The sequence below is a fragment of the Altererythrobacter ishigakiensis genome (genome assembly GCF_001663155.1).
Classification (GTDB): Bacteria; Pseudomonadota; Alphaproteobacteria; order Sphingomonadales; family Sphingomonadaceae; genus Erythrobacter; species Erythrobacter ishigakiensis.
Genome location: NZ_CP015963.1, coordinates 466,416 through 488,490, shown reverse-complemented (window position 1 = coordinate 488,490; position 22,075 = coordinate 466,416). Strand labels below are relative to the sequence as shown.

Genomic DNA, 22,075 nt, shown 5'->3' with positions numbered 1-22,075 from the left:
CGCAGAGCCTAAGGCCTCGCCTGCCCGGCGCCACGAACTTGCCATTTGTAGGTGGTAAGTCCTTCCAGCGCGACGGGGCCGCGCGCATGCAGCCGGCCGGTGGCAATGCCTATCTCTGCGCCCAGCCCAAACTCCCCGCCATCTGCGAACTGGGTTGAAGCATTGTGCATCACGATCGCGCTGTCGACTTGCGCCATAAAACGCTCAGCAGCTGACTGGTCGTCAGTAATGATCGCCTCGGTATGGCTCGAGGAATATTGCTCGATATGCTGCATCGCTGCATCGATATCCTCAACCATCGCAACGGACACGATCGCGGCCAGATATTCAGTGCTCCAATCATCTTCGCTTGCTGGCATAACCCGGCTGTCGAGTGCCTGAACCTGTGCATCGCCGCGCACTTCGCAGCCCCCATCAATCAAATCGCCAATCAATTCTGCCGGCGCTGAATAACCACGATCGATCAAAAGTGTTTCCATCGAACCGCAAATGCCTGTGCGCCGCATCTTCGCATTGACGGCGATCCTGCGTGCCATTGCCGGATCGGCTGCGGCATGCACATAGGTGTGACAGATGCCATCAAGATGAGCGAGCACCGGTACGCGGGCGTCATTCTGCACCCTTTCGACCAGGCTCTTACCGCCACGCGGCACAATCATATCGATCAGCCCTGACGCCATTAGCATGGCACCCACCGCATCGCGATCCTGTGTCGGCATCAACTGTACCAGTTCGGGCGAGACACCCGCGTCACCCAGTCCGCGAACAAACGATTCGTGAATGGCGCGGTTGGTGTGAACGGCTTCGCTGCCACCGCGCAACAAAGCAGCATTGCCAGAACGCACGCAAAGCGCCGCCGCGTCAGCAGTTACATTAGGCCGACTCTCGTAAATTATGCCGATCAGGCCGATTGGAACCCTTACGCGGCGCATCCGCAAACCGTTCGGCCGCTCAGATTCATCAATGATGTCGCCAACCGGATCGGGAAGCTGCGCAACAGCCTCAACCGCCGCGGCAATGTCTTCCAGACGGCCCGTATCCAGCCTCAGCCGATCAAGCATCGCTGGCGCGAGACCCCGCGCTTCACTTGAGGCGTAATCCTGTTCATTGGCGGCGAGGATGGCTTCGGCAGATTCGCGGATAGCAGATGCTGCGCGCATCAGGGCATCGGCCTTGCTGGCGCTGGGCATCGCCGCAATCATACGTTGCGCGGCACGCCCTTTGCGCGCCAGACCTTCAACAAGGCTGGTAAAATCTGTCTTACCGGAGTCTAAGTCTTTGGCCATATTGCCATCAATAGCAGCGCGGCCTCTTGCTGTCAGCGCGCGAATCCTTACGCCGCAGAAACTCTGGCTTCGCGGGCTTCTTTGGTGAATCAAATCGCGCCAAAGCTTAAGGTTTTCCCGTGTCGGTGCAGTTCATCGCAGCATCATATCGATTCGACGTGGACGTTAAGATTTGATTCGATTTTTCCGATTAGCCCCGATACGCATCGTAGAGGGTAAAAATAACGCACCACGAAGAGGGGTCGCTTTGCAAAACGAACAATCCGTAAGCGGGTGGGGCAACCGCTTGCGTCGATGGTTCCCAGACCGCGAATTTTTCATGCGGTCACAGGGTCAAGTCCGCTTCATCAAGATATCCTCTCGTGTGCAGATGGCTGCAGCATCAATCGTGCTCGCGCTGCTCGTTGGCTGGGGTATTTCGATGGCGGCGATGGCATGGACGCAGTATCGCGCATCGGCTGACCGTGCTTCATTGCTGGCTCGCGAAGCAACCGTCGCAACCTGGCAAGAGCGGATGGATGCCTATAGCGGTGACATAGAAGGCGTCGTTGAGGACCTGAAGGCCCGGCAAGACTTCCTTGAAGCAATCGAACCGATGTTGCCGGAAGATATTCGCGAAGGCGAGACTGTATCAGATTCGACGAGTGAGGCGGCGGCGACAATCGAGAAGGTCGGTGCGCTGATCCCTGAAGCGCGTGGTCTGGCTGAAATCGAAGCACGACAGCTTGCATTTGTGGAACGCCTGACCCGCTTTGCTGACCGCCGGGCTGAGCGTACCGCAGACGCGATGCGTAAATTGGGCCTCGACCCGCAGGCAACGCTGCGCCGCGCTGAACGAGAGGCCATGGGTGGTCCGCTTGAAATATTGGCGACATCGGCCAGCGGAGAGGTTGACCCGCGTTTCGAGCGTTTGGGTCTCAGCCTGGCGCGTATGGCAGCGCTCGAGGCAAGCCTTGACGCCATTCCGCAGGTGACGCCGACCAATCCCGGGCAAACCCGCATGTCATCTGGTTTTGGCTATCGCCGCGACCCCTTTACCCGCCGCGGCGCGATGCATCGCGGCCTGGACTTCAAGGGTCCACGCGGGTCGCCGATCTATGCCGCAGCCGATGGCCGGGTCAGCTTTGTCGGCCGCAAGGCCGGTTATGGCAAGGTGGTCGAGATTCGCCATGGCAATGGTGTCTTGACCCGCTACGCGCACCTTTCTGGGTTCACGTCACAAGTCGGTGACGAAGTCGAAGCGGGCGATCAAATCGCCAAGCTAGGCAATACTGGCCGCTCAACAGGCCCGCACTTGCATTTCGAAGTGCGCATCAATGATCGCGCGGTCAATCCGCGCCCCTTTTTGGAGACAGCGCAAGATGTTCTCAAAGAAGCCCGCGAATCCGACGCGGCCGGCACCGGTAAGTAATACCATGGCCAGCAGCAGTTCCAGCTCGACCTTTTCCGTCATCGGCTCTGATGTGAAGATCAAAGGGGATGTTGAAGCATCTGCCGACCTTCATGTTGACGGCACGATCGAAGGCGACATCAAATGTTCCTCGCTTGTGCAGGGCGAGACGAGTGCCATCGCAGGCGGGGTAATCGCAGAGACCGCAAGGCTTGCCGGTAAAGTCAATGGATCGATCCGCGCGCGGGAGCTTGTGATTCTGCGTAGCGCGCAGATCCACGGCGACGTTCAATACGAAGCGCTAACAATAGAGCAAGGCGCTCAAGTTGATGGGCGCTTCGCACATGGCACCAAGGCCAACGAAGCGGTGAAGACTGCCGCCAAGCCGGCGCAGCCTGCGGGTGATGAGCCGAAATCGGAAGGCGATGAACCCAAGTTGGGTCTGGTTAGCAACTAAGTCGGATTTCTGACGGGAGGTTAGGGCGCTTAATTTTCAGCGCCATTTTACGTACCCGAATGGGTCGCCGGTGCCTGCTGGACCAACATTTGTTTGAGCAGTCCTAAAGGACTTCGGCGCGCAGCGCTTTGCGATCAAGCTTGCCAATCAGCGTTTTCGGCAGGCTTTCGCGAATTACCACTTCATCCACTCTCTCGTGCTTTCCAACATGATCGTTAAGCCAATCACCCAGGTCTTCTGCGGTAGCAGTCGCGTCACTGTTCAGAGTCACAAAAGCGCGCGGCACTTCGCCCCGATAGTCGTCGGGAACTCCGATCACGAGAGCTTCCTTAACTGCGTCGTTCTGCAGGAGCACGTCTTCGACCTGGCTGGGAAATACCTTGAAACCACCGACCGTGATCATGTCCTTGATGCGATCGACGATCTTCAGGAAGCCGTCTTCATCAATCACCGCCACGTCGCCGGTACGAAGCCAAACCTTACCGTCGCGCTCAATCAGAACATCAGCCGACGCTTCCGGACGATTCCAATAACCGCGCATGACCTGCGGCCCATGCACCGCCAGTTCACCCGGTTCGCCTTCGGGTGCGAGTTGGGTGTGATCCTCCTTGTCGAGCAGAAGCAACTCGGTGCCAGCGACCGGCTGCCCGATTGTGCCCCGTTTGCGTGTTCCTTCGTATGGGTTGGCCGAAACGACCCCCGAACTTTCAGTGAGGCCATAGCCTTCTACCAGCCGAACGCCTGTGACGTCTTCGAACTTCTCATGAACCGGGGCTGGCATCGGCGCGCCGCCGGAGATGCAAACCTTCAGCGATGACAGGTCCGTCTTCGCCAGATCAGGGTGATCAAGCAACGCCTGAAACATGGTCGGCACGCCGGGAAAGCCAGTCGCCTTGTGCCTGGCGATGGTTTTCAGGACCTGACCCGCATCGAAACGCGGCACCATCGCGATTGAAGCGCCGCTTGCAACTGCGTGGTTAAGCAGTGCCGTGTTCGCAAAGACATGGAAGAACGGCAGCGCACCCATGAACACTTCAGTTGATGGATCTTCGAAAGGATTGATCGCAACAACCTGCTGCGCATTCACCGACAGGTTCGCATGTGTCAGCATCGCGCCTTTTGGTCGACCCGTTGTGCCACCAGTGTATTGAAGCAAGGCCACATCCTCAGCTGTGACTGAGATTTGCGGGGCCGGCTGTCCGGTCCTGGCAACCTCATCCCAGCGGTTGATCGTATTACCAAAATTGACCTTTGCGATCTGGTCCCGTTTCAACAGTTTGAACGCGAGACCCTTCAGCGTTGGCAGCATGTCTGCAAGCGAACCCACCACCAGCGTCTCAAGGTCGGAGGCTGCAAGAACTTCGCTGGCCGTCTGGAAAAGCTCAGGCACGTCCACTGTCACGAGCAGCTTGGTGCCTGAATCTGCAACCTGCCAAGACAGTTCCTCGACCGAATAGAGCGGAGAAAAGTTCACGACGATGGCGCCCGCCATCATCGCGCCATAATAGGCGCTGGCGTAAATCGGCACATTGGGAAGGAAAAGCCCGACTCTGTCCCCCGGGGAGATCCCGGCAGAGACAAGGCCTGCGGCAAAGCGTTGCGCCTCGGCAAACACCTCGGAATAGGTGTAAGTCCGGCCAAGGAAATGCAGGAATGCTGCCTCACCGCGCACCTCAGCGGTACGCGCGAACATTTCTGGCAGTGTCACGGGTGTGAACTGCGTATCCCAAGGCGTGGGGTGATGATAGTGCGACCTACTTACATCCATGTAAGCATGGTGGCCGATACGTTCCCACCAGACAAGCGAAAACGCCCCAATTCAGCGCTTATTCGCCGCCGTCTGTCGCTTCGCCTGCCTCTGCAGCGCGCTTCGCCTCCAGCCATGCTTCAGCTTCGGCTTCTTGCGCGGCTTCATTAGCGGCTTTTGTGGCAGCCTCACGCTCTGCGCGCAGCTCTTCGATCAGCTTTTCCTTGTCGCTACGGTTGTCGCCTTCTGCAGCTTCGGTTGCTTCGATACCGGCCCGCTTCGCTGCCTTTGCGACTACAGCGTCAAGCTCGCGCTGCGAACACAGGCCCAAAGTGACCGGGTCCTTCGGCTGAATGTTCTGAATATTCCAGTGCGTGCGGTCGCGGATCGCATTGATCGTGTTGCGCGTCGTGCCGATCAGCTTCGAGATCTGAGCGTCGGACATTTCAGGGTGGCTCCGTAGGATCCAGGCGATGCCATCCGGCTTGTCCTGGCGCTTTGACACCGGCGTATAGCGCGGCCCCTTAGTGCGGGTCACTTCAACAGGCGCCTTTTGCATCTTGAGTTCATAGCTCGCGTCGGCTTCGCCGCGCGCAATCTCTTCCTGCGTCAGTTCACCAGAGTGCACAGGGTCACGGCCGGTATATTTGCTGCCTGCCAGATCGTCTGCCATCGCTTGCACTTCCAGAATGTGGAGGCCGCAAAATTCGGCAATCTGCTCAAACGACAGGCCAGTGTGATCGACCAGCCAGGTGGCGGTCGCGTGCGGCATCAACGGTGTTGGTTGGGCCATGATGAAAATTCCTCAGACAGTCTCGCCGCGATCCAGATCGGGCGTAAAAATAGAAGGGCCGCCCCTTTCGGAGCGGCCGTTGCACCAGCTTAGATAGGGAAAACCTTCGGATTCGGCAAGCCAATTAGGCCGGCCGTTCAGGCGAGTATAACTTCAGCGCTTTCCGCTTCCTGCTCCTCCAACGGCACGAGACCTGAGATGAACTGTCGCGCGGCTGTTTCCCAGCTGTAGCTGGCGCCAAGACGGGCACAAGCTGCGCGATCAGAATATCGAGCAACATCAATTGCTCGCGCGAGTTCGCTGCACATCGCGCCGACCTCCTCGGTCAGTATGTCGACCGGGCCAGCGACAGGGAATGCGGCCACCGGTGTACCGCAGGCCAGTGCTTCGATCATGACCAGGCCGAACGTGTCGGTCTTGCTGGGAAAGACAAACACATCCGCCCCGGCATAGCATCCTGCCAATTCGCGCCCAGTCCGTTTCCCAAGGAATATCGCATCTGGAAATTTCGCTTCCAATTCAGTCCGCGCCGGGCCATCTCCGACTACAACTTTGCTTCCGGGGTAGTCGCAAGACAAGAATGCTTCGATATTCTTTTCTACGGCGACCCGCCCGACGTAGAGCAGGATTGGCCCCTCGAGATTGCGGAACTCGGGCGGGGGCGGCGCATCGGGCGTAAAACACTTCAGGTCAACACCGCGACTCCAGTGATGCAGCTCGTGCAAGCCCTGTGCCCGTAACTGGGTGCGAATACTGCCCGTCGCCACCATCACGCGCTGCGCAGGCTTATGGAACCAGCGGATGAACGGCCAGATTCGATCCGGATCAAGACCGGTGCGCCGAGCGACATAATCGGGAAACTGCGTGTGATACGCGGTGGTGAAAGGAATATCGCGCCTCACACAATATTTACGTGCGGCAAGACCGAGTGGACCTTCGGTTGCAATGTGCACTGCGTCAGGGTTGAGTCGCGCCAAGCGGCGCCCTACTGCGCCCGGCCAAGTAATTGCCAACCTGATTTCTGGATAAGTCGGGCATGGTACCGACGCATAGTTATCAGGCGAAATTACCGTAACATCATGCCCCCAGCGGCGCAGGATGTCACAAGTGGTGGAAAGCGTACGAACGACGCCGTTCGTCTGCGGATGCCATGCGTCAGTCACAATTGTAATTGTGTGCGGGGAGTGGGGGGCAGCAATAAAGCTGTCAGAGGCGAAAGCACCAAACGCGTTCATGCTGCCTCCAACTCTTTAGGCTCACTTTGGATGTGGGGGTTGTTCTGGCCATCGCGCGCCGCGATCTCTTGGGGCCAGTTGAGAATCTCCATTCGCCCGTCAAAGTGCTCCACCAGCGCGTTGCAGCCCTCGACCCAGTCACCATCGTTCCAGTATTCGATGGTCTTGCCGCTGTAGGTGAATTCGCGAAACTCGGCAGTGTGGATGTGCCCGCACACCACACCATCGACACCGCGCTCTGCCGCGGCTTTGGCAACCACTTCTTCGTAGCGGCCAATAAACTCAACTGCATTCTTAACCTTGTGCTTGGCCACTTTTGAGAGCGACCAATAGGGCAGACCCAGCGCTCGGCGTGCCTTGTTGACCCATTGGTTAAGCCCCATCATCACGTGGTATAGCGTGTCTCCAACGAAAGCGAGCCAACGGTGGGCGAGCATTACAGCGTCGAACTCGTCGCCATGCAGCACCATAAGGCGACGACCATCTGCAGTATCGTGGAACGCCGCGCGGCGGATCTCGACGCCACCAAAGTTCAGCCCAGTGAACTGTCGGAACATCTCGTCATGATTACCTGGAATATAGACAATCCGCGTTCCGCGTCGGGCGCGTTTTAGTACGCGCCAGAAGATATCGTTGTGCTCAGGCGGCCAGAAAAACTTCTTCTTGAGACGCCAGCCATCAATGATGTCGCCAACAAGGTACATGGTCTCGCTGTCGGTGTGGTCGAGAAAGTCGGTCAACAACTCAGCGTTGCAGCCCTTGGTGCCCAAGTGCACATCGCTGATCCAGATGGTCCGATACTTGCGACGCTTGATACCTTCGGGCTCGGGCGTTTGCAGTCGCCTGGTGGGAAGTTTGGCGACGGAGCCCAAGCCGCTGTCAACTGAAAACGACGGGAAAGCTGAGGATGCGAGATCGTCCATGAGAACTCCTGCGATCTTGGCCCAAACAAGGCTTCTCGCTCAGGAGCTATGGCAGCATATTGTTACAGCCGATTCACATTTAGATGACTGTTTGGGGTAACTGCGACATCTGAAAGACAGGTGCGTCTACCCATTTCAGGGCGCCTTATTGGCCATGCCCGACCTTTAGCACGATCTTGCCAATATGATCGCCGGCTTCCATCCGCGAATGCGCCGCAGCGGCATCGGCCAAAGGGAAAACCTGATCCATCACCGGCTGCAATTCGCGCGAAGTGAACAGCGGCCAGGCAGCCTGCGCGATCTCGTCTGCCAGCGCAGTCTTGAACCCGTCCGAGCGCGGGCGGAGCGTCGATCCGGTCAGCGTCAGGCGTCGCATCATGACAAAGGCCATGTTGAGTTCTGCCTTAGGCCCACCCAGAACCGCGATAGTCACATGGCGACCATCCTGCGCCAAGCATTTGAGATTGCGCGGAACATAGTCGCCAGAGACCATGTCGAGCACGACGTTGACACCTTTCCCGTCGGTGAAATCTGTGACTGCATCAACGAAATCTGTCTCGCGGTAGTTGATTGCCAGATCCGCGCCCAATTCTCGCGCCGCGCGGCACTTCGCTTCATCGCCGCAGGTCGCGATGACCTGCGCGTCGAAAGCCTTCGCCAGCATTATCGCCATTGTTCCAATGCCCGATGTGCCGCCATGCACCAGCAATGTCTCGCCATCACGCAACATGCCGCGCTCAAATACGTTATGCCATACGGTGAACAGCGTTTCCGGCAGCGCGGCAGCCTCTGCGAGTGGCATGCCTTCCGGTACGGATAGACAATGACCCCAAGGCGCGGTGCAATATTCGGCATACCCACCGCCTGGCGTCAGCGCGGCGACAGTCTGTCCCAACATCTCCTCAGGCACTTCGCTGCCGATGGCCACCACTTCGCCAGCAACCTCGAGCCCGGGCAGTGGTGATGCGCCAGGAGGCGCCGGATAGTGGCCTGCGCGCTGGATGCAGTCAGGTCGGTTGACTCCGGCATAGGCAACCTTGATCAAGACATCGGCAGGCTTGATGTCCGGGAGAGGCATATCTCGCAACGCGAGCACTTCGGGTCCGCCCGGCGTATCAAATCCGACCGCTTGCATCATTTCCGGCAGAACTTGTCCGGCCATTTCCCTAAAGCCCCCGCGTTTCCTGTGGCAGGACTGCTGTGTCTCCATGGCGACACCTGGTAGCCCTTGTCGAAATTGCGCTGTGAACTAGCGGCGCAGTGCATTGACAGCAAGCCGCCATCGCAGGATGTTAGGAACACGATGGATCTGGAGGACCTTCCGCGCCCCAAGGGCGATGCCGCGAGCAAGCTCGCGATGGAAGATCTCTCACCTTACTCACAAGACGAGCTGGAAGAGCGGGTCGCGCTGCTCGAAGCCGAGATCGCGCGCGTCAAAGCCCACCATGGTAAAGCTGCAGCGCATCGCAGCGCCGCCGACGCCCTTTTCAAGAAATCGGACCCATGAAGGCTTTTCACGCGTTCCAGATTCGCAATCATGCAATCACTGCCCATATCAAGGGCAAGCGCTTAAGATCGTTTAACCAACTCACTTCACTCTCTCCTTCAAGGGAGAAGTGCCAACCCCCGATATAGAGTCGACACATGCCAAGTTTTGCCCAGAACCTCGAAAGAACGCTGCACAATGCTCTTGGAAATGCTTCCGAGCGTCGGCACGAATATGCCACGCTAGAGCATTTGCTTCTGGCGCTGATCGATGATGAGGATGCAGCGCAAGTCATGGCAGCTTGCGGTGTGGACTTGGCCGAGCTGGGCGAAGTGGTGAAGCAGTACCTCGATCAGGAATATCAGTCGCTCAAAACAGAAGATGGCGCAGACCCGCAACCGACCGCTGGATTTCAGCGGGTCATCCAGCGTGCAATCCTGCACGTGCAATCTTCGGGCAAGGATACAGTAACCGGCGCCAATGTTCTGGTTGCTCTTTTCAGCGAGCGCGATTCCTACGCTGTGTATTTCCTGCAGCAGCAGGACATGAGCCGCCTGGATGCCGTTAGTTACATAAGTCACGGCATCGGCAAGGGCGGTCGTCAATTGGAGGCCAAAACACCGCAAGGTGCGGAAGATCCGCAAGTTGAAGGCGGCGATCAGGCCAAGGAAGGCGGCACGAAGAAAGAGACCGCGCTTGATCAGTTTACCGTCAATCTCAACGCCAAAGCTGAGGCCGGCAAGGTCGATCCACTGATTGGCCGCGGTCCGGAGGTAGATCGGACGATCCAGATTCTGTGCCGCCGCAGTAAAAACAACCCGCTGTATGTCGGCGATCCGGGCGTGGGCAAAACCGCAATCGCAGAGGGCCTGGCGCGTAAGATCGTGGAAGGCGACGTTCCTGAAGTTCTGCAAGACGCAGTGATCTACTCGCTGGACATGGGCGCGCTGCTCGCCGGAACACGCTATCGCGGCGATTTCGAAGAACGTTTGAAGCAGGTGGTCGCCGAGCTTGAGCAAATGCCGGACGCAATCCTGTTCATTGACGAGATCCACACGGTCATCGGTGCTGGCGCAACCAGCGGCGGTGCGATGGATGCGTCCAACCTGCTCAAACCGGCGCTGTCTTCAGGTGCGATCCGCTGTGTCGGTTCAACAACCTACAAGGAATTCCGCAATCACTTCGAGAAAGACCGCGCACTGCTACGCCGGTTCCAGAAGATCGATGTGAATGAGCCGACCATCGAAGAGACTGTCAAAATTCTGAAAGGTCTGAAGTCCGCTTTCGAGGACCACCACAAGGTCAAATACACGCCCGATGCATTGAAGACTGCGGTTGAACTTTCGGCCCGGTACATCAATGACCGCAAATTGCCCGACAAGGCCATCGATGTGATCGATGAAGTCGGCGCGATGCAGATGCTGGTCCCGCCCAGCCGCCGCAAGAAGAAGATCACTGCGCGCGAAATCGAGTCAGTCATTGCAACTATGGCGCGCATTCCGCCAAAATCGGTCAGCAAGGATGACAAGAAGGCGCTCGAGAATCTCGAACGCGATCTTAAGCACGTTGTGTTCGGACAAGATGAAGCGATTACCCGCCTCTCTACCGCGATGAAGCTCAGCCGAGCTGGCCTGCGTGATCCGGACAAGCCAATCGGTTCGTTCCTGTTCTCCGGCCCGACCGGTGTCGGCAAGACAGAGGTGGCTCGCCAACTCGCGTCAATCATGGGCATTGAACTGAAGCGCTTCGATATGTCCGAATATATGGAGCGCCACAGCGTATCACGCCTGATCGGTGCCCCTCCGGGCTATGTTGGTTACGACCAAGGCGGTCTCCTGACCGATGCGATCGACCAGAACCCGCATTGCGTGCTGCTGCTCGACGAAATCGAGAAAGCACACCCTGACCTGTTCAACATCCTGCTGCAGGTGATGGATAACGGTCGTCTGACCGATCATCATGGCAAGACGGTCGACTTCCGCAATGTCGTGTTGATCATGACCACTAATGCCGGCGCGGCGATGATGGCGACGCAAGGTATCGGCTTTGGCGATGTGTCGAAGGAGGACGCGGGCGAGGAAGCGGTGAAGAAGATGTTCACCCCTGAATTCCGCAACCGACTGGATGCGATTGTGCCCTTTGCCTATCTCGGCAAGAGCACCGTTGCCCGTGTGGTCGACAAGTTCATTCTGCAGCTTGAGTTGCAGCTGGCTGAGCAGAATGTGCACATCCAGTTTGACAAGGATGCGCGTGATTGGTTGGCGGACAAAGGCTATGACCGCCTTTACGGTGCGCGCCCGATGGGCCGCTTGTTGCAGGACCGTATCAAGCAACCGCTCGCCGAAGAGTTACTGTTCGGTAAGCTGGCCGATGGCGGGGAAGTCCATGTCACAATCAAGGATGGCAAGCCGAGTTTCGAGCTGACGCCTGCGCCGCCTAAGGCCAAGCCGAAGCGCAAGCCGGCTACGAAGAAGAAGCCGGCGGCAAAGAAGGCCCCGACCAAGAAGAAGCCTGATGCAGACGCCGGTAGCGGTGCGGATGGCGACAAGGGCGACAAGTCCTAATCTTTCTTCGCTGGCATTCAGGCCACAGATATGCATGAGTGCGTCCCTCAATCTTATGTGTTCAGGGGCCCCTCATGCACTCATTCAAACTCTCTGCCGCTGCTCTAATTCTCGCCGCGCCATTGGCGCCGCTGGCTGGCGACGATCATGCTGAAAACAAATCGGATCCTGCCCTCTTTACCGGGGCAGATCTGTTCAATCTGACCGTCGCCACAGATCCGCAGATCAGCCCGGACGGGCGCAAGATCGCCTATGTCCGCAGAGCGAATGACATCATGACCGATAGTGCGGTCACGTCGATCTGGCTGATTGACATTGCCAGCAGGGTCGAAACGCCTTTGGTTACCGGAACGGGCGCACATTTCTCGCCACGCTGGTCCCCTGATGGAGCGCGGCTCGCCTATATTTCGACTGAAAGCGGCGGCGGGCCTGAACTCCACGTGCGCTGGATGGATAGCGGCGTTTCAGCGAACATCACAGCGCTTCCCGAAAGCCCCGGGGGGATCAGCTGGTCCCCCGATGGATCACAAATTGCATATTCTGCGCGCGTTGCAGGCGAGGCCGCAACGCTCGGCAGCGCACCGGCAAAACCTGAGGGGGCTGAGTGGAAATCCCCGCCCAGTATTACCGAAAGAGTCACCTATCGCATCGATGGCGGCGGCTACCTGAAACCAGGTTTCACTCAGATATTCGTCGTTTCCGCCAAAGGAGGGGCACCGCGCCAGCTAACATCTGGGGACCGCCATCACGGCGGAGCGTTGGAATGGTCGCCCGATGGAAAAACAATCCTGATCAGCGGCAACCGCGATGACGACTGGGAGCTCTCAGGCGTTGATAGCGAGATCTACGCGATTGATCTGGCTTCGGGCAAGATTTCCGCACTCACTGATCGCGACGGACCGGATTATGCGCCGCAGATCAGCCCGGACGGACGGCAGATTGCCTATCTCGGTTTCGATGATCGCTCGATGGCATATCAGCAAAGCGAACTCTACCTGATGAACCGCGATGGTTCGGGAAAGCGGCGGATTACAGGCGGTTTTGACCGCAGTTTTGACAGTCTGGAATGGACCGAAAGCGGCCTCTACGCCGGGTTTGAGGATGAGGGCGTCTACCGCGTTGCCCGGGTTTCATCGACCGGAAAGGTCGATATGCTGAATGCGCGGATCGCCGACCCTGGCTATTCGCGACCTTACGTTGGCGGGCAATGGAGCGTGGCAGATCGCGGCGAACTGGCCTTTACATCTGGATCAGCAACCCGGCCCACAGACGTATCCGTTCTGACCGGACGCGATGCCCGTCGTCTGACGGCGCTCAACGAAACCTGGCTTTCCGGGAAAACGCTGGGGCGGACGATTGAACTGGACGTAACGGCAGAAGACGGAACGAGAATTCCCAGCTGGATCACGTTGCCTCCTAACTATGAGGCGGGTACGCGCGTGCCGCTGGTGTTTGAGATTCACGGCGGCCCCTATGCTGCTTACGGTGCACATTTCAGCACAGATTATCAGCTTTACGGCAGCGCCGGCTACGCAACGCTATTCACCAATCCGGGCGGATCAACCGGGTATGGTCATGCTTTCGCCGACAGGATCGAAGGCAACTACCCGATTTCAAACCACGACGAGTTGATGGCTGCGGCCGATGCCGCAATCGCAGCCGGCTATGCGGATCCTGATAATCTGTTTGTGACAGGCGGGTCTGGCGGCGGGATATTGACCGCGTGGATTGTTGGCCAGACGGACCGATTTGCGGCGGCCGCATCCAACAAGCCGGTGATCAACTGGACCAGCATGGCGTTGATGAGCGACGGGTATGCCTTCTTCGGCAAGTACTGGATGAAGGGTCAGCCATGGGAACGCCCGGACGACTATTGGCGGCGTTCCCCATTGGCCGCAGCAGCGAACATCAAGACACCAACATTGGTATTGGTGGCTGCGGAAGACTATCGCACACCGCGCAGCGAGGCTGAACAGCTCTACGGCGCATTACAGGTGCTGGGCGTAGACACAGCTTTGCTGGTCACGCCCGGCGGGAGCCACGGCGATCTTACGATGTCACCGAGCCAGCTCGCCGCGAAGACCGATTCGGTTATCAAGTGGTTCGATAAGTACCGCAGCGGTGATAATAACGAATAATCGCTGACTTAGTCGAGCCCCGCCTCGAATACAGCGACCGCGTGGTGCCTTGCGTTCTCGGCGTAATGCGCCACGCCCATACGCATGCCGGCGATCGCCGCTTCGGAGAGCTCTTTCATCGGTTTGGCCGGTCGGCCTGCCCACAGCATGCGGTCTTCCATGACCTTACCCTCTGTCAGCATCGCGCCGGCGGCCAGCATCGCATCATGGCCGATCACCGCCTTGTTCATCGCAATCGCGCCCAGGCCCACGAAGCCGCGGTCTTTGATCGTGCATCCGTGCACCATCGCCATGTGCCCGATCAGCACGTCATCACCGATGATCAGAGGGGAGCCATCTTCATCTCCCGGGCGCGGCGGGTCACAATGACACACCGTCCCGTCCTGGATGTTTGTACGCTCCCCGATCTCGATCCGGCTGACATCGGCGCGCAGCACGCAATTGTACCAGACCGAGCTTTCCGCCCCGATCGTGACATCGCCGATGATCGTGCAGCCCGGCGCGATAAAAGCGGTGTCGTGAATATGTGGCACTTTGCCATGAATCGGGATGATGTTTACGCCTGGTCGGTGCATTGTACTGTCTCCCATTGAGCCCTGGTAAGCGAATACTGAATCGTCGGATTGTCGCGCAGATCATAGGACGGATCGGTAAAGTCCAGATCCCCGCGGCGTTCCATCCCGAGCTTTTCCATGAAACGCCAGCTCGGAACGTTGCGTTCACAAGTCAATGCGACAATATGCGGCACACCAATCGATTGAAATGCCCAATCAATCACCGCGCGCATGGCTTCGTTTGCATAGCCGTGGCGCCAACGGTCTTCGCGCACCAGCCAGCCGATCTCATGATCACCAACGTTAGGCGCAAGCGGATTGTCGATCCGCTTCATGCCGCAATGGCCAACAAGCTCGCCGGTCGATTTTTCGATTAGCATCATGAAACCAAACCCTTCGCGCGCGAACCAGCTCATTGACTTGGCATGCTTGGCTTCGATCTCGTGAAGCTCCTTCACTCCACCAAGGTATTCCATCACCGTTGGAGTATTGAGCAATTCATACTGAAGGGCGGCGTCGCTTTCCCCGATCTTTCGCAGAATCAGCCGCTCGGTTTCGATCACGATATCAGGCATGCTGCGCTTCCCAGCTTGCACGATCAATCGAGTAGACGATGATCACGGGAGTATCGGGCGTGAAATCGGCGTTTTCGAAATCGAGGTCTTCGCGCCGCCGCATGCCAAGCTTGATCATCAAACCCCAACTTGGCGCATTCCCTTGAACGGTCAGCGCAATCACTTCATCCGCGCCAAAACGGTCGAACGCCAGATCTAGCGAGGCAAGCGCCGCCTCTTTCGCATAACCCTGCCCCCAGGCATCTTCGCGCAATCGCCAGCCGACCTCCATCATGCCAATTGGGCCACCCTTCTGATTGCAGCGCTTGAGCCCGCAAAAGCCCAGTATGGCACCATCAGCCTTGCGCTCGACACACCAGAAAGTGTGCCCGTGATCCAAGGTGTAGGATAAAAGCCGGTCCTGCGCTGCCTGTCGCTTTTCCGCGTCACACACCCCGCCAAGCCAGCGCATGACATTGGGTGTATTGGTGCCTTCCCAGAAATCCACCCAGTCAGCCTCACGCCAATCGCGCAGGATTAGCCGTTCGGTCTCGTGCCGGAACTCTGCCTCAGTTTCAGCCATTGAGAATGCGCGCGGCAATCGGCGCATGGTAGGTTAGCACGCCGCTGCAGCCGGCGCGTTTGAATGCGATCAGTTTTTCCATCAGTAACGCGTCACGATCACCAATGCCCGCAGCCTCTGCTGCTTCGATCATCGCATACTCACCAGACACCTGATACGCGAAGACCGGCACGCCGAATTCCTGTTTAACCCGATAGATGATGTCGAGATAGGCAAGCCCCGGCTTCACCATTACGCTATCGGCTCCTTCGGCAATGTCGAGCGCCACTTCACGCAGCGCTTCATCGCTATTGGCCGGATCCATCTGATAAGTCTTCTTGTCGCCTTTCAGCAGGCCGCTTGATCCAACCGCGTCGCGGAAGGGGCCGTAGAACGCGCTGGCGTATTTAGCGGCATAGCTCATGATCTGGACATTGGGGTAGCCATTCATCTCAAGCGCCATGCGGATCGCATGCACACGCCCATCCATCATGTCAGACGGCGCGATGATGTCAGCGCCTGCCTCCGCCTGATTGAGCGACTGGTCTACCAGCACCGCGACTGTGTCATCATTGACCACATATCCCGCCTCGTCGATCAGCCCGTCCTGACCATGGGCTGTGTAGGGATCAAGCGCAACATCGGTGAGAATGCCGATATCGTTCCCGCATGCGTCGCGAATGGCCTTGATCGCGCGGCACATAAGATTGTCCGGGTTGAGCGCCTCTGCCCCGTCATCGTTGCGCTTATCAGCGGGGGTGTTGGGGAATAGCGCGACACACGGTATACCTAGTCGCACCGCTTCTTTTGCACGTGTCGCAATCCCGTCAACTGACCAACGCGATACACCTGGAAGCGTGGCGATCGGTTCCTCGACACCTGACCCATCGGTAACAAACAGCGGCCAGATCAGATCGGCCGGAGTCATAACGGTTTCACGAAACATTGCGCGGCTCCAGCCGCTAGCTCTTGTGCGCCGCATGCGCAGATTGGGGTACGATCCACTCATGCCGCTGATTGTTGCCGCATTATTGCCGGGTTAGCAACGGATCAGCGCACTTCGCGGCGGTTATCGAGCTTTTCGATCTCTCGCTGTGGTTCTTCAATCTCGCTCGGGCGCTGCTCCAGATCTTCCAATGCAGCACCTGGCTCGATTTCTTTCAATTGCGCGAGCGCAGAGCGGAAAGCGATCAGCTCTCCGCCCTCAAGCTGGGCGCGCGTCACAAACTTCACGCTCTCGGGGTTAATCGCGCGCCCGTTGCGATACATCTCGTAATGCAAGTGTGGCCCTGTAACGAGGCCGGTAGACCCGGAATATCCGATTACCTGGCCGCGGCGCACGCGCTGGCCGCGACTGACAGCCATGCGACTCATGTGGCAGTAACGTGTCGCCAGCCCATTGCCATGATCAAGCCTTACGGCGATGCCGCAGCCACCCATTCGGCCGGCACCGCTAACACGCCCGTCAGTGACTGCAACAATTGGCGTTCCTGTTCGCGCGCGGAAGTCTACGCCTGAATGCATGCGTCGATAGCCAAGCACAGGGTGGCGCCGCATTCCGTATCGGGAGGTCATTCTTCCTGGAACTGGTGCGATCAGGCCATTGCGCTGCTCACCTTCACCGGTTGCGTCATAGAAGATACCCTCTTCCCCCCAGCGCATTATCTGCGCCCGCGGTTCTCCGTTGCGTTCGATTGAAGCATAGAGCACACGGCCAGCCTGCCGCTCGCCTGTCGCAGCGCGGCGGTATTCGACAATCATGTCAAATTCGTCGTTCGAGCCGACATTGCGGTTCAGATTGATATATCCGTCCATCGCCTTGATGAAATCCTGAACCGAGCTGGCAGGCGCGCCAGCCGCACGCGCCGAGCGATAGAGGCTTGAACCGACCCGGCCACGGATGCGCAGCGGCGTGTCGTCCACTCGGATTGTGTTGCGGCGAAGTGAGAGATTGCCATTGTTGCTCTCGACCCGGAGCTCAAGCTCAAATTTTGCGCGGAAGGACAGCTGTTCTAGCGGGCGTGGCCCGCCTTGCTCGTCGCGCCGGCCCAGAACGATGTCGAAGCGCGTCCCGGGCTCAAGCTCGTCAAGCACGATCGCACCGCCGATCAGTTCCTCAACGCGCTCCGCATCGGCTGTGCGCAAACCAGCGCGCTGCAACATACGGTCAAGGCTGTCGCCTCGACCCAAGGTGGCCACCAGTTCCAATTGCGGGCGTTCAGGCGCAGCTTCGAGTGCGCGCACATTGGGGCCTGCGCCCATCTGGCGGCCGCTGTCCGCACCCAGTGCCAGCGGCATAATCATATGGCTGCGAAACTCATCGCGCGCTACATCGTCAATCGCCATTGCCGGTCGCGCTTCAAGCGGGGCGAGGTCCGGCCACAGAAACAATGCAACGGCCCCAAGACCAAGCATGGTGCCCAATCCCCGAAACCAGCGCCCACTGCCGATATCTTGCGCAAGGTCGGGTGCGAGATCCACACTATCCAGCTTGCGTGAAGTTTCATCGCGCCAGTCTTCGTAGCGCGCGCGCCAGTCACTCACTCGCTTGAGCATGATCCTGCGGGAGCTATACGCTTTCGATTCTCGCGAACGATCTCCCGCGCCCGGCTCGCCGAAATCGAGCATGGGTTCATCGGTTTTCGGCTCATCAATCGGCTCGCCCAATTGGCTGTCGATGTCGCGCAAATGATCCAACTGACCCAAAACTCCCAAGTGGTGCCTAGGCACCGCATCCCGTGTTGTTAAATGGCTGAAGATCGTCTCAAATCAAAGTAAATTTCGGTTTAAGCAGCGATCAAGCGAGTCCTTCAAGCGGCGAAATGTTGAGAAGCAGCCCCGCACGCTCTCGATGCGGTTGCCGCGCCTGCTGCGCGGTGCCACTACGACACCGTGAGCGACAGCACCATCAAAGCGGTTCTTGGACCCACAAACACCGGCAAGACCTACTTGGCCATCGAGCGGATGTGTGGCCATTCGAGCGGGATGATGGGCTTTCCGCTTCGCTTGCTGGCGCGCGAAGTCTATGATCGGGTGCGCGCGATCAAAGGTGACAAGGCAGTTGCATTGATCACCGGAGAAGAGCGGATCGAACCACCCAAGGCCCGCTATTTCTGCTGCACAGCCGAGGCGATGGATCGTCTGGGCGCCGGCAAGAACGGCCCTCATGCCTTTGTCGCGCTTGATGAAGCGCAAATCGCGGCTGATCCGGAGCGCGGTCATATATTCACAGACAGACTGCTGAATGCACGCGGCCGGGAAGAAACAATGATTCTGGGTTCCGCCACGCTCGAACCACTCGTCAGGGCGCTGATACCACGTGCCAAAATGGTGGAACGCCCACGGTTTTCGACCCTGAAACATGCCGGTAGCCGCAAACTGTCCCGCCTGCCTCCGCGCAGCGCGGTCGTGGCCTTTGGTGCAGAGCAGGTCTACGCCATGGCTGAGGCTTTGCGCCGCTTCAGGGGGGGCGCTGCAGTTGTCATGGGTGCACTTTCACCTGAGACGCGCAACAAGCAGGTCGAACTGTTCCAAAATGGTGAGGTGGATTATATCGTTGCCACCGACGCAATCGGTATGGGGCTCAACCTTGACCTGCACCATGTCGCATTTGGGGGGCTGTCCAAATTCGACGGCAAACGCAAGCGCCGGCTGACCCCTGCCGAGATGGGGCAGATTGCCGGGCGCGCTGGGCGGCATCAGCGTGATGGCACTTTTGGCACGGTAACGGGCATGCGCGGCAACAACGCCTCTCCCCCCGAATTCACCGACGAAGAGATCTATGCGATCGAAGAGCATAAGTTTGCCCCGCTGACACATCTGTTCTGGCGTGAGGCGGAGCCGCGTTTTGATAGTCTGTCGATCCTGATCTCGGATCTGGAGGCCAAGCCGGACGAGCCCGAGCTCCGCCCTGCTCCTGAAGCGATAGATCTGGCTGTTCTGAAACGCCTTGCCGATGATCCTGTTGCACAAAGCGTATCTGGAGCAGGTTCTGTCCGGCGGTTCTGGGAGGCGTGTTCGCTGCCCGATTTCCGCTCTGTTGGTGCAGGCGTCCATGCCGGTTTTGTAAAGCGGCTGTGGCAGGACTTGCGCGAAGGCTATCTGGGTGCAGACTATGTTGCTGCCCGGATTGCCGATCTTGATCGGACGCAAGGTGACATAGATACTTTGCAAGGAAGGATAGCCGCGATCCGATCATGGGCCTATATCTGCCAGCGGCCTGACTGGGTTCTGGCACGAGATGAAATGTTTGCCCGTGCCCGCGCGGTCGAGGCCAAGCTATCGGACGCGCTCCACGCGCAGCTAACCGAACGATTTGTAAACCGAAGGACGTCGCTTTTGATGAAATCACTGGGTCAGGATGGAAGTGCATTGCCTGTCGAACTTGGCGCAGACGGTGCGCTGACAGTTGATGGTGAGCCAATCGGGCGACTGGATGGCTTCCGCTTTGCAGTTGATTCGGATGCGACCGTGTCGGATCGCAAGATGCTGCTTGCTGCGGGCGAGAAGGCGCTGCCTTCGATCCTGGCTCAGCGGGCCGCATGGCTCGCAAGCGAGGGCCTGAGCGAACTCAGTATCGCCGAAGGCGCGATCATGTGGGGAGAGCACAGACTGGCCTCAATCGAGCTTTCCGATGATTTTGGTACGGCGCGCATTGTGTTCGTACGCGAACTGAGCGCCCTGCCCGACGCCGCCAGAACGAGCTTCGAGGCCGCCCTGCAAAACTGGCTCGACAAAAAGCTTGAACCGCTGGAGCCGCTGCGCAAACTGGCCGCGGCCGCGCAGGACCCGGACGCGGGTTCAGAGGCCCGTGCATTACTCCACGCGGTCATCGCAGGTCACGGTGTGGTGTCGCGCGAAGACGCCGGGCTGCAACATCTTCCCAAGGAAATGCGCCCCTATTTGCGTAAGCTAGGAGTTGTGTTTGGCGCGCTCGACATCTTTGCTCACGCTCTGCTCAAGCCTGCGCCGCGACAGTTGCTCCATACATTGGGGATCGACAAACGGCCTCTCAATGACGCGATGCTGCCGGTGCTGAAAGACGTGAAGCAAACCCCCGCCGGTTACCGCCCGGCCGGTTCGCAAATGATTCGTGTCGATCTGGCCGAGAAGGTCTTGCGCGCCGCGTTTGATGCGCGCGCCAAGGCAACGCCGAAAGATGGCAAGCCCCCTCAGCGGTTCTTTTTCGACACGGCCTTGCCAATCTCGATCGGGCTTGAGGCGTCCAATGTGCCGCGCCTGCTAGGCAGCGCTGGGTTCAAACGCTTCGCAGCCCCTGGCTTGGCCGAAGGTGCATTCGGCCCCGCCACTCCCGATAGCTGGAGCTGGCGCCCGAGGCGCGCTAACGGAAAAAAGCCGCACCGGCGTGGTGAGACTGGAAATCGCGGAAAACAGGGCGATCGCGGCGACAGGCAACGAAAGCCCCACACGCGAAGCGGCAAGCATGCCGGTAAGCCCGCCCATCAACCCGCCAAGGCAAGCGGTGCGTTTGATGCGCTCAAGGACTTGCTTGGCTGATGCACGAGGGCGCAATGCGGATCGATCGGTTGCTGGTCTATCTGCGCTTTGCCCGCACCCGCAGCCGGGCCTCTGCAATGGTCGAGCAAGGTCATATGCGCTGCAATGGCACACATATCAGCAAGGCCAGCGAGGAAGTGCGGGCCGGCGACGTACTGACTTTCATGATGGGCAGTAAGGTCAAGATTATTGAAGTACTCGGATTGCCTGACCGACGCGGGCCGCCTGGAATGGCTCGCTCTCACTATCGCGAGCTTGACCGCGGCGACAAAAACGCCATAGCAAGCAACAAAGACCGCGACTGAAAAGGGAATATCGCCACATGACTTATGTCGTCACCGAGGCCTGCATCAAATGCAAATACACCGATTGCGTAGAGGTGTGTCCGGTCGACTGTTTCTATGAAGGCGAGAACATGCTCGTCATCAATCCTTCCGAATGCATCGATTGCGGCGTTTGCGAGCCTGAATGCCCGGCAGAGGCAATCCTTCCTGATACCGAAGACGGTCTGGAAAAGTGGCTTGAGCTCAACACCAAGTTTTCTGCTGAATGGCCCAACATCACCGGCCAGAAGGAACCGCCTGCTGACGCAGATGATCACAAGGGTGAAGAAGGCAAGTTCGAAAAATACTTCAGCGAAGAGCCCGGCGAAGGCGACTGATTCGAATCAGCGGCAATCACCCTCGCTGCAACCGGCCTTCAGCACCAAATCACCCCGCTCGAGCGATTTTTCGCACCTATTAGGTTGCGACTCGCAATTTTGTTGCAATTGTGTTATATAATCAAACAATCGCGCCGGATTGGTCCCGGCGTTCGGGTGAAACTAGGAAGGTACGGCCAACAGCAAACATCGATAGAGCTCGTGCGGC

The 22,075-nt window shown here is 58.4% G+C and carries 19 protein-coding genes; 8 read left to right on the top strand and 11 right to left on the bottom strand.

Annotation, left to right across the window (positions count from 1 at the left end; all coding sequences use genetic code 11):
* Positions 1 to 8: 8 nt before the first annotated feature.
* A complete protein-coding gene (locus tag A6F69_RS02375) occupies positions 9 to 1,286 on the bottom strand; it encodes a glutamate-5-semialdehyde dehydrogenase (RefSeq protein ID WP_067596914.1) in 1,278 nt (425 codons plus the stop codon).
* Between the two features lie 319 nt (positions 1,287 to 1,605).
* On the opposite strand from A6F69_RS02375, the gene A6F69_RS02370 reads away from it, so the two are divergent.
* Positions 1,606 to 2,697 carry a M23 family metallopeptidase gene (locus A6F69_RS02370; RefSeq protein ID WP_067596912.1) on the top strand — a complete coding sequence of 364 codons (1,092 nt, stop codon included), beginning with the start codon at positions 1,606 to 1,608 and terminating at the stop codon, positions 2,695 to 2,697.
* A 4-nt stretch (positions 2,698 to 2,701) separates the two neighbouring features.
* Positions 2,702 to 3,133, top strand: a complete 432-nt coding sequence (locus A6F69_RS02365; RefSeq protein ID WP_067596910.1) for a bactofilin family protein — start codon at positions 2,702 to 2,704, stop codon at positions 3,131 to 3,133.
* Between the two features lie 103 nt (positions 3,134 to 3,236).
* On the opposite strand, the gene A6F69_RS02360 is transcribed toward A6F69_RS02365, so the two are convergent.
* From A6F69_RS02360 to A6F69_RS02340, 5 genes are all read right to left on the bottom strand, one after another.
* Positions 3,237 to 4,901, bottom strand: a complete 1,665-nt coding sequence (locus A6F69_RS02360) for a long-chain-fatty-acid--CoA ligase (RefSeq protein WP_067596908.1) — start codon at positions 4,899 to 4,901, stop codon at positions 3,237 to 3,239.
* A 58-nt stretch (positions 4,902 to 4,959) separates the two neighbouring features.
* Positions 4,960 to 5,673: a DUF1013 domain-containing protein gene (locus tag A6F69_RS02355; protein ID WP_067596906.1), complete on the bottom strand. Its 714-nt coding sequence runs from the start codon at positions 5,671 to 5,673 to the stop codon at positions 4,960 to 4,962.
* A gap of 137 nt (positions 5,674 to 5,810) precedes the next feature.
* On the bottom strand, positions 5,811 to 6,908 hold the full coding sequence (locus A6F69_RS02350) for a glycosyltransferase family 4 protein (protein WP_083984641.1): 1,098 nt from the start codon (positions 6,906 to 6,908) through the stop codon (positions 5,811 to 5,813).
* Complete coding sequence (locus tag A6F69_RS02345) at positions 6,905 to 7,780, bottom strand: UDP-2,3-diacylglucosamine diphosphatase (RefSeq protein ID WP_067602280.1); 876 nt, start codon at positions 7,778 to 7,780, stop codon at positions 6,905 to 6,907. Before A6F69_RS02345 ends, A6F69_RS02350 begins: the two co-directional genes overlap by 4 nt.
* Positions 7,781 to 7,976: 196 nt before the next feature.
* On the bottom strand, positions 7,977 to 8,993 hold the full coding sequence (locus A6F69_RS02340) for an NAD(P)H-quinone oxidoreductase (RefSeq protein ID WP_245638270.1): 1,017 nt from the start codon (positions 8,991 to 8,993) through the stop codon (positions 7,977 to 7,979).
* A gap of 141 nt (positions 8,994 to 9,134) precedes the next feature.
* Here A6F69_RS02340 and A6F69_RS02335 point away from each other — a divergent pair, with 141 nt between their 5' ends.
* From A6F69_RS02335 to A6F69_RS02325, 3 genes are all read left to right on the top strand, one after another.
* Positions 9,135 to 9,338: a DUF1192 domain-containing protein gene (locus A6F69_RS02335; RefSeq protein WP_067596904.1), complete on the top strand. Its 204-nt coding sequence runs from the start codon at positions 9,135 to 9,137 to the stop codon at positions 9,336 to 9,338.
* Between the two features lie 137 nt (positions 9,339 to 9,475).
* A complete protein-coding gene (gene clpA, locus A6F69_RS02330) occupies positions 9,476 to 11,881 on the top strand; it encodes an ATP-dependent Clp protease ATP-binding subunit ClpA (RefSeq protein ID WP_067596902.1) in 2,406 nt (801 codons plus the stop codon).
* Between the two features lie 74 nt (positions 11,882 to 11,955).
* On the top strand, positions 11,956 to 14,019 hold the full coding sequence (locus tag A6F69_RS02325) for an alpha/beta hydrolase family protein (protein ID WP_067596900.1): 2,064 nt from the start codon (positions 11,956 to 11,958) through the stop codon (positions 14,017 to 14,019).
* Positions 14,020 to 14,027: 8 nt separating this feature from the next.
* On the opposite strand, the gene A6F69_RS02320 is transcribed toward A6F69_RS02325, so the two are convergent.
* From A6F69_RS02320 to A6F69_RS02300, 5 genes are read right to left on the bottom strand one after another with little or no spacing between them, the layout of a single operon-like run.
* The gene (locus tag A6F69_RS02320) at positions 14,028 to 14,594 is read right to left on the bottom strand and encodes a gamma carbonic anhydrase family protein (protein ID WP_067596898.1); all 567 of its coding nucleotides are present in this window, start codon (positions 14,592 to 14,594) and stop codon (positions 14,028 to 14,030) included.
* On the bottom strand, positions 14,576 to 15,148 hold the full coding sequence (locus tag A6F69_RS02315; RefSeq protein WP_067596896.1) for a GNAT family N-acetyltransferase: 573 nt from the start codon (positions 15,146 to 15,148) through the stop codon (positions 14,576 to 14,578). The genes A6F69_RS02320 and A6F69_RS02315 overlap by 19 nt, the downstream gene beginning before the upstream one ends.
* Complete coding sequence (locus tag A6F69_RS02310; protein WP_067596894.1) at positions 15,141 to 15,710, bottom strand: GNAT family N-acetyltransferase; 570 nt, start codon at positions 15,708 to 15,710, stop codon at positions 15,141 to 15,143. Before A6F69_RS02310 ends, A6F69_RS02315 begins: the two co-directional genes overlap by 8 nt.
* A complete protein-coding gene (gene hemB, locus A6F69_RS02305; protein WP_067596892.1) occupies positions 15,703 to 16,698 on the bottom strand; it encodes a porphobilinogen synthase in 996 nt (331 codons plus the stop codon). Before hemB ends, A6F69_RS02310 begins: the two co-directional genes overlap by 8 nt.
* Before the next feature lie 41 nt (positions 16,699 to 16,739).
* A complete protein-coding gene (locus A6F69_RS02300; RefSeq protein ID WP_342669867.1) occupies positions 16,740 to 18,386 on the bottom strand; it encodes a peptidoglycan DD-metalloendopeptidase family protein in 1,647 nt (548 codons plus the stop codon).
* Between the two features lie 195 nt (positions 18,387 to 18,581).
* Here A6F69_RS02300 and A6F69_RS02295 point away from each other — a divergent pair, with 195 nt between their 5' ends.
* From A6F69_RS02295 to fdxA, 3 genes are read left to right on the top strand one after another with little or no spacing between them, the layout of a single operon-like run.
* A complete protein-coding gene (locus tag A6F69_RS02295; protein ID WP_067596890.1) occupies positions 18,582 to 21,206 on the top strand; it encodes a helicase-related protein in 2,625 nt (874 codons plus the stop codon).
* Positions 21,206 to 21,511 (top strand): RNA-binding S4 domain-containing protein, encoded by a 306-nt coding sequence (locus A6F69_RS02290; RefSeq protein WP_245638269.1) that lies wholly within the window; start codon positions 21,206 to 21,208, stop codon positions 21,509 to 21,511. Before A6F69_RS02295 ends, A6F69_RS02290 begins: the two co-directional genes overlap by 1 nt.
* Before the next feature lie 17 nt (positions 21,512 to 21,528).
* A complete protein-coding gene (gene fdxA / locus A6F69_RS02285; protein ID WP_067596888.1) occupies positions 21,529 to 21,867 on the top strand; it encodes a ferredoxin FdxA in 339 nt (112 codons plus the stop codon).
* The last annotated feature ends 208 nt before the right edge of the window (positions 21,868 to 22,075 follow it).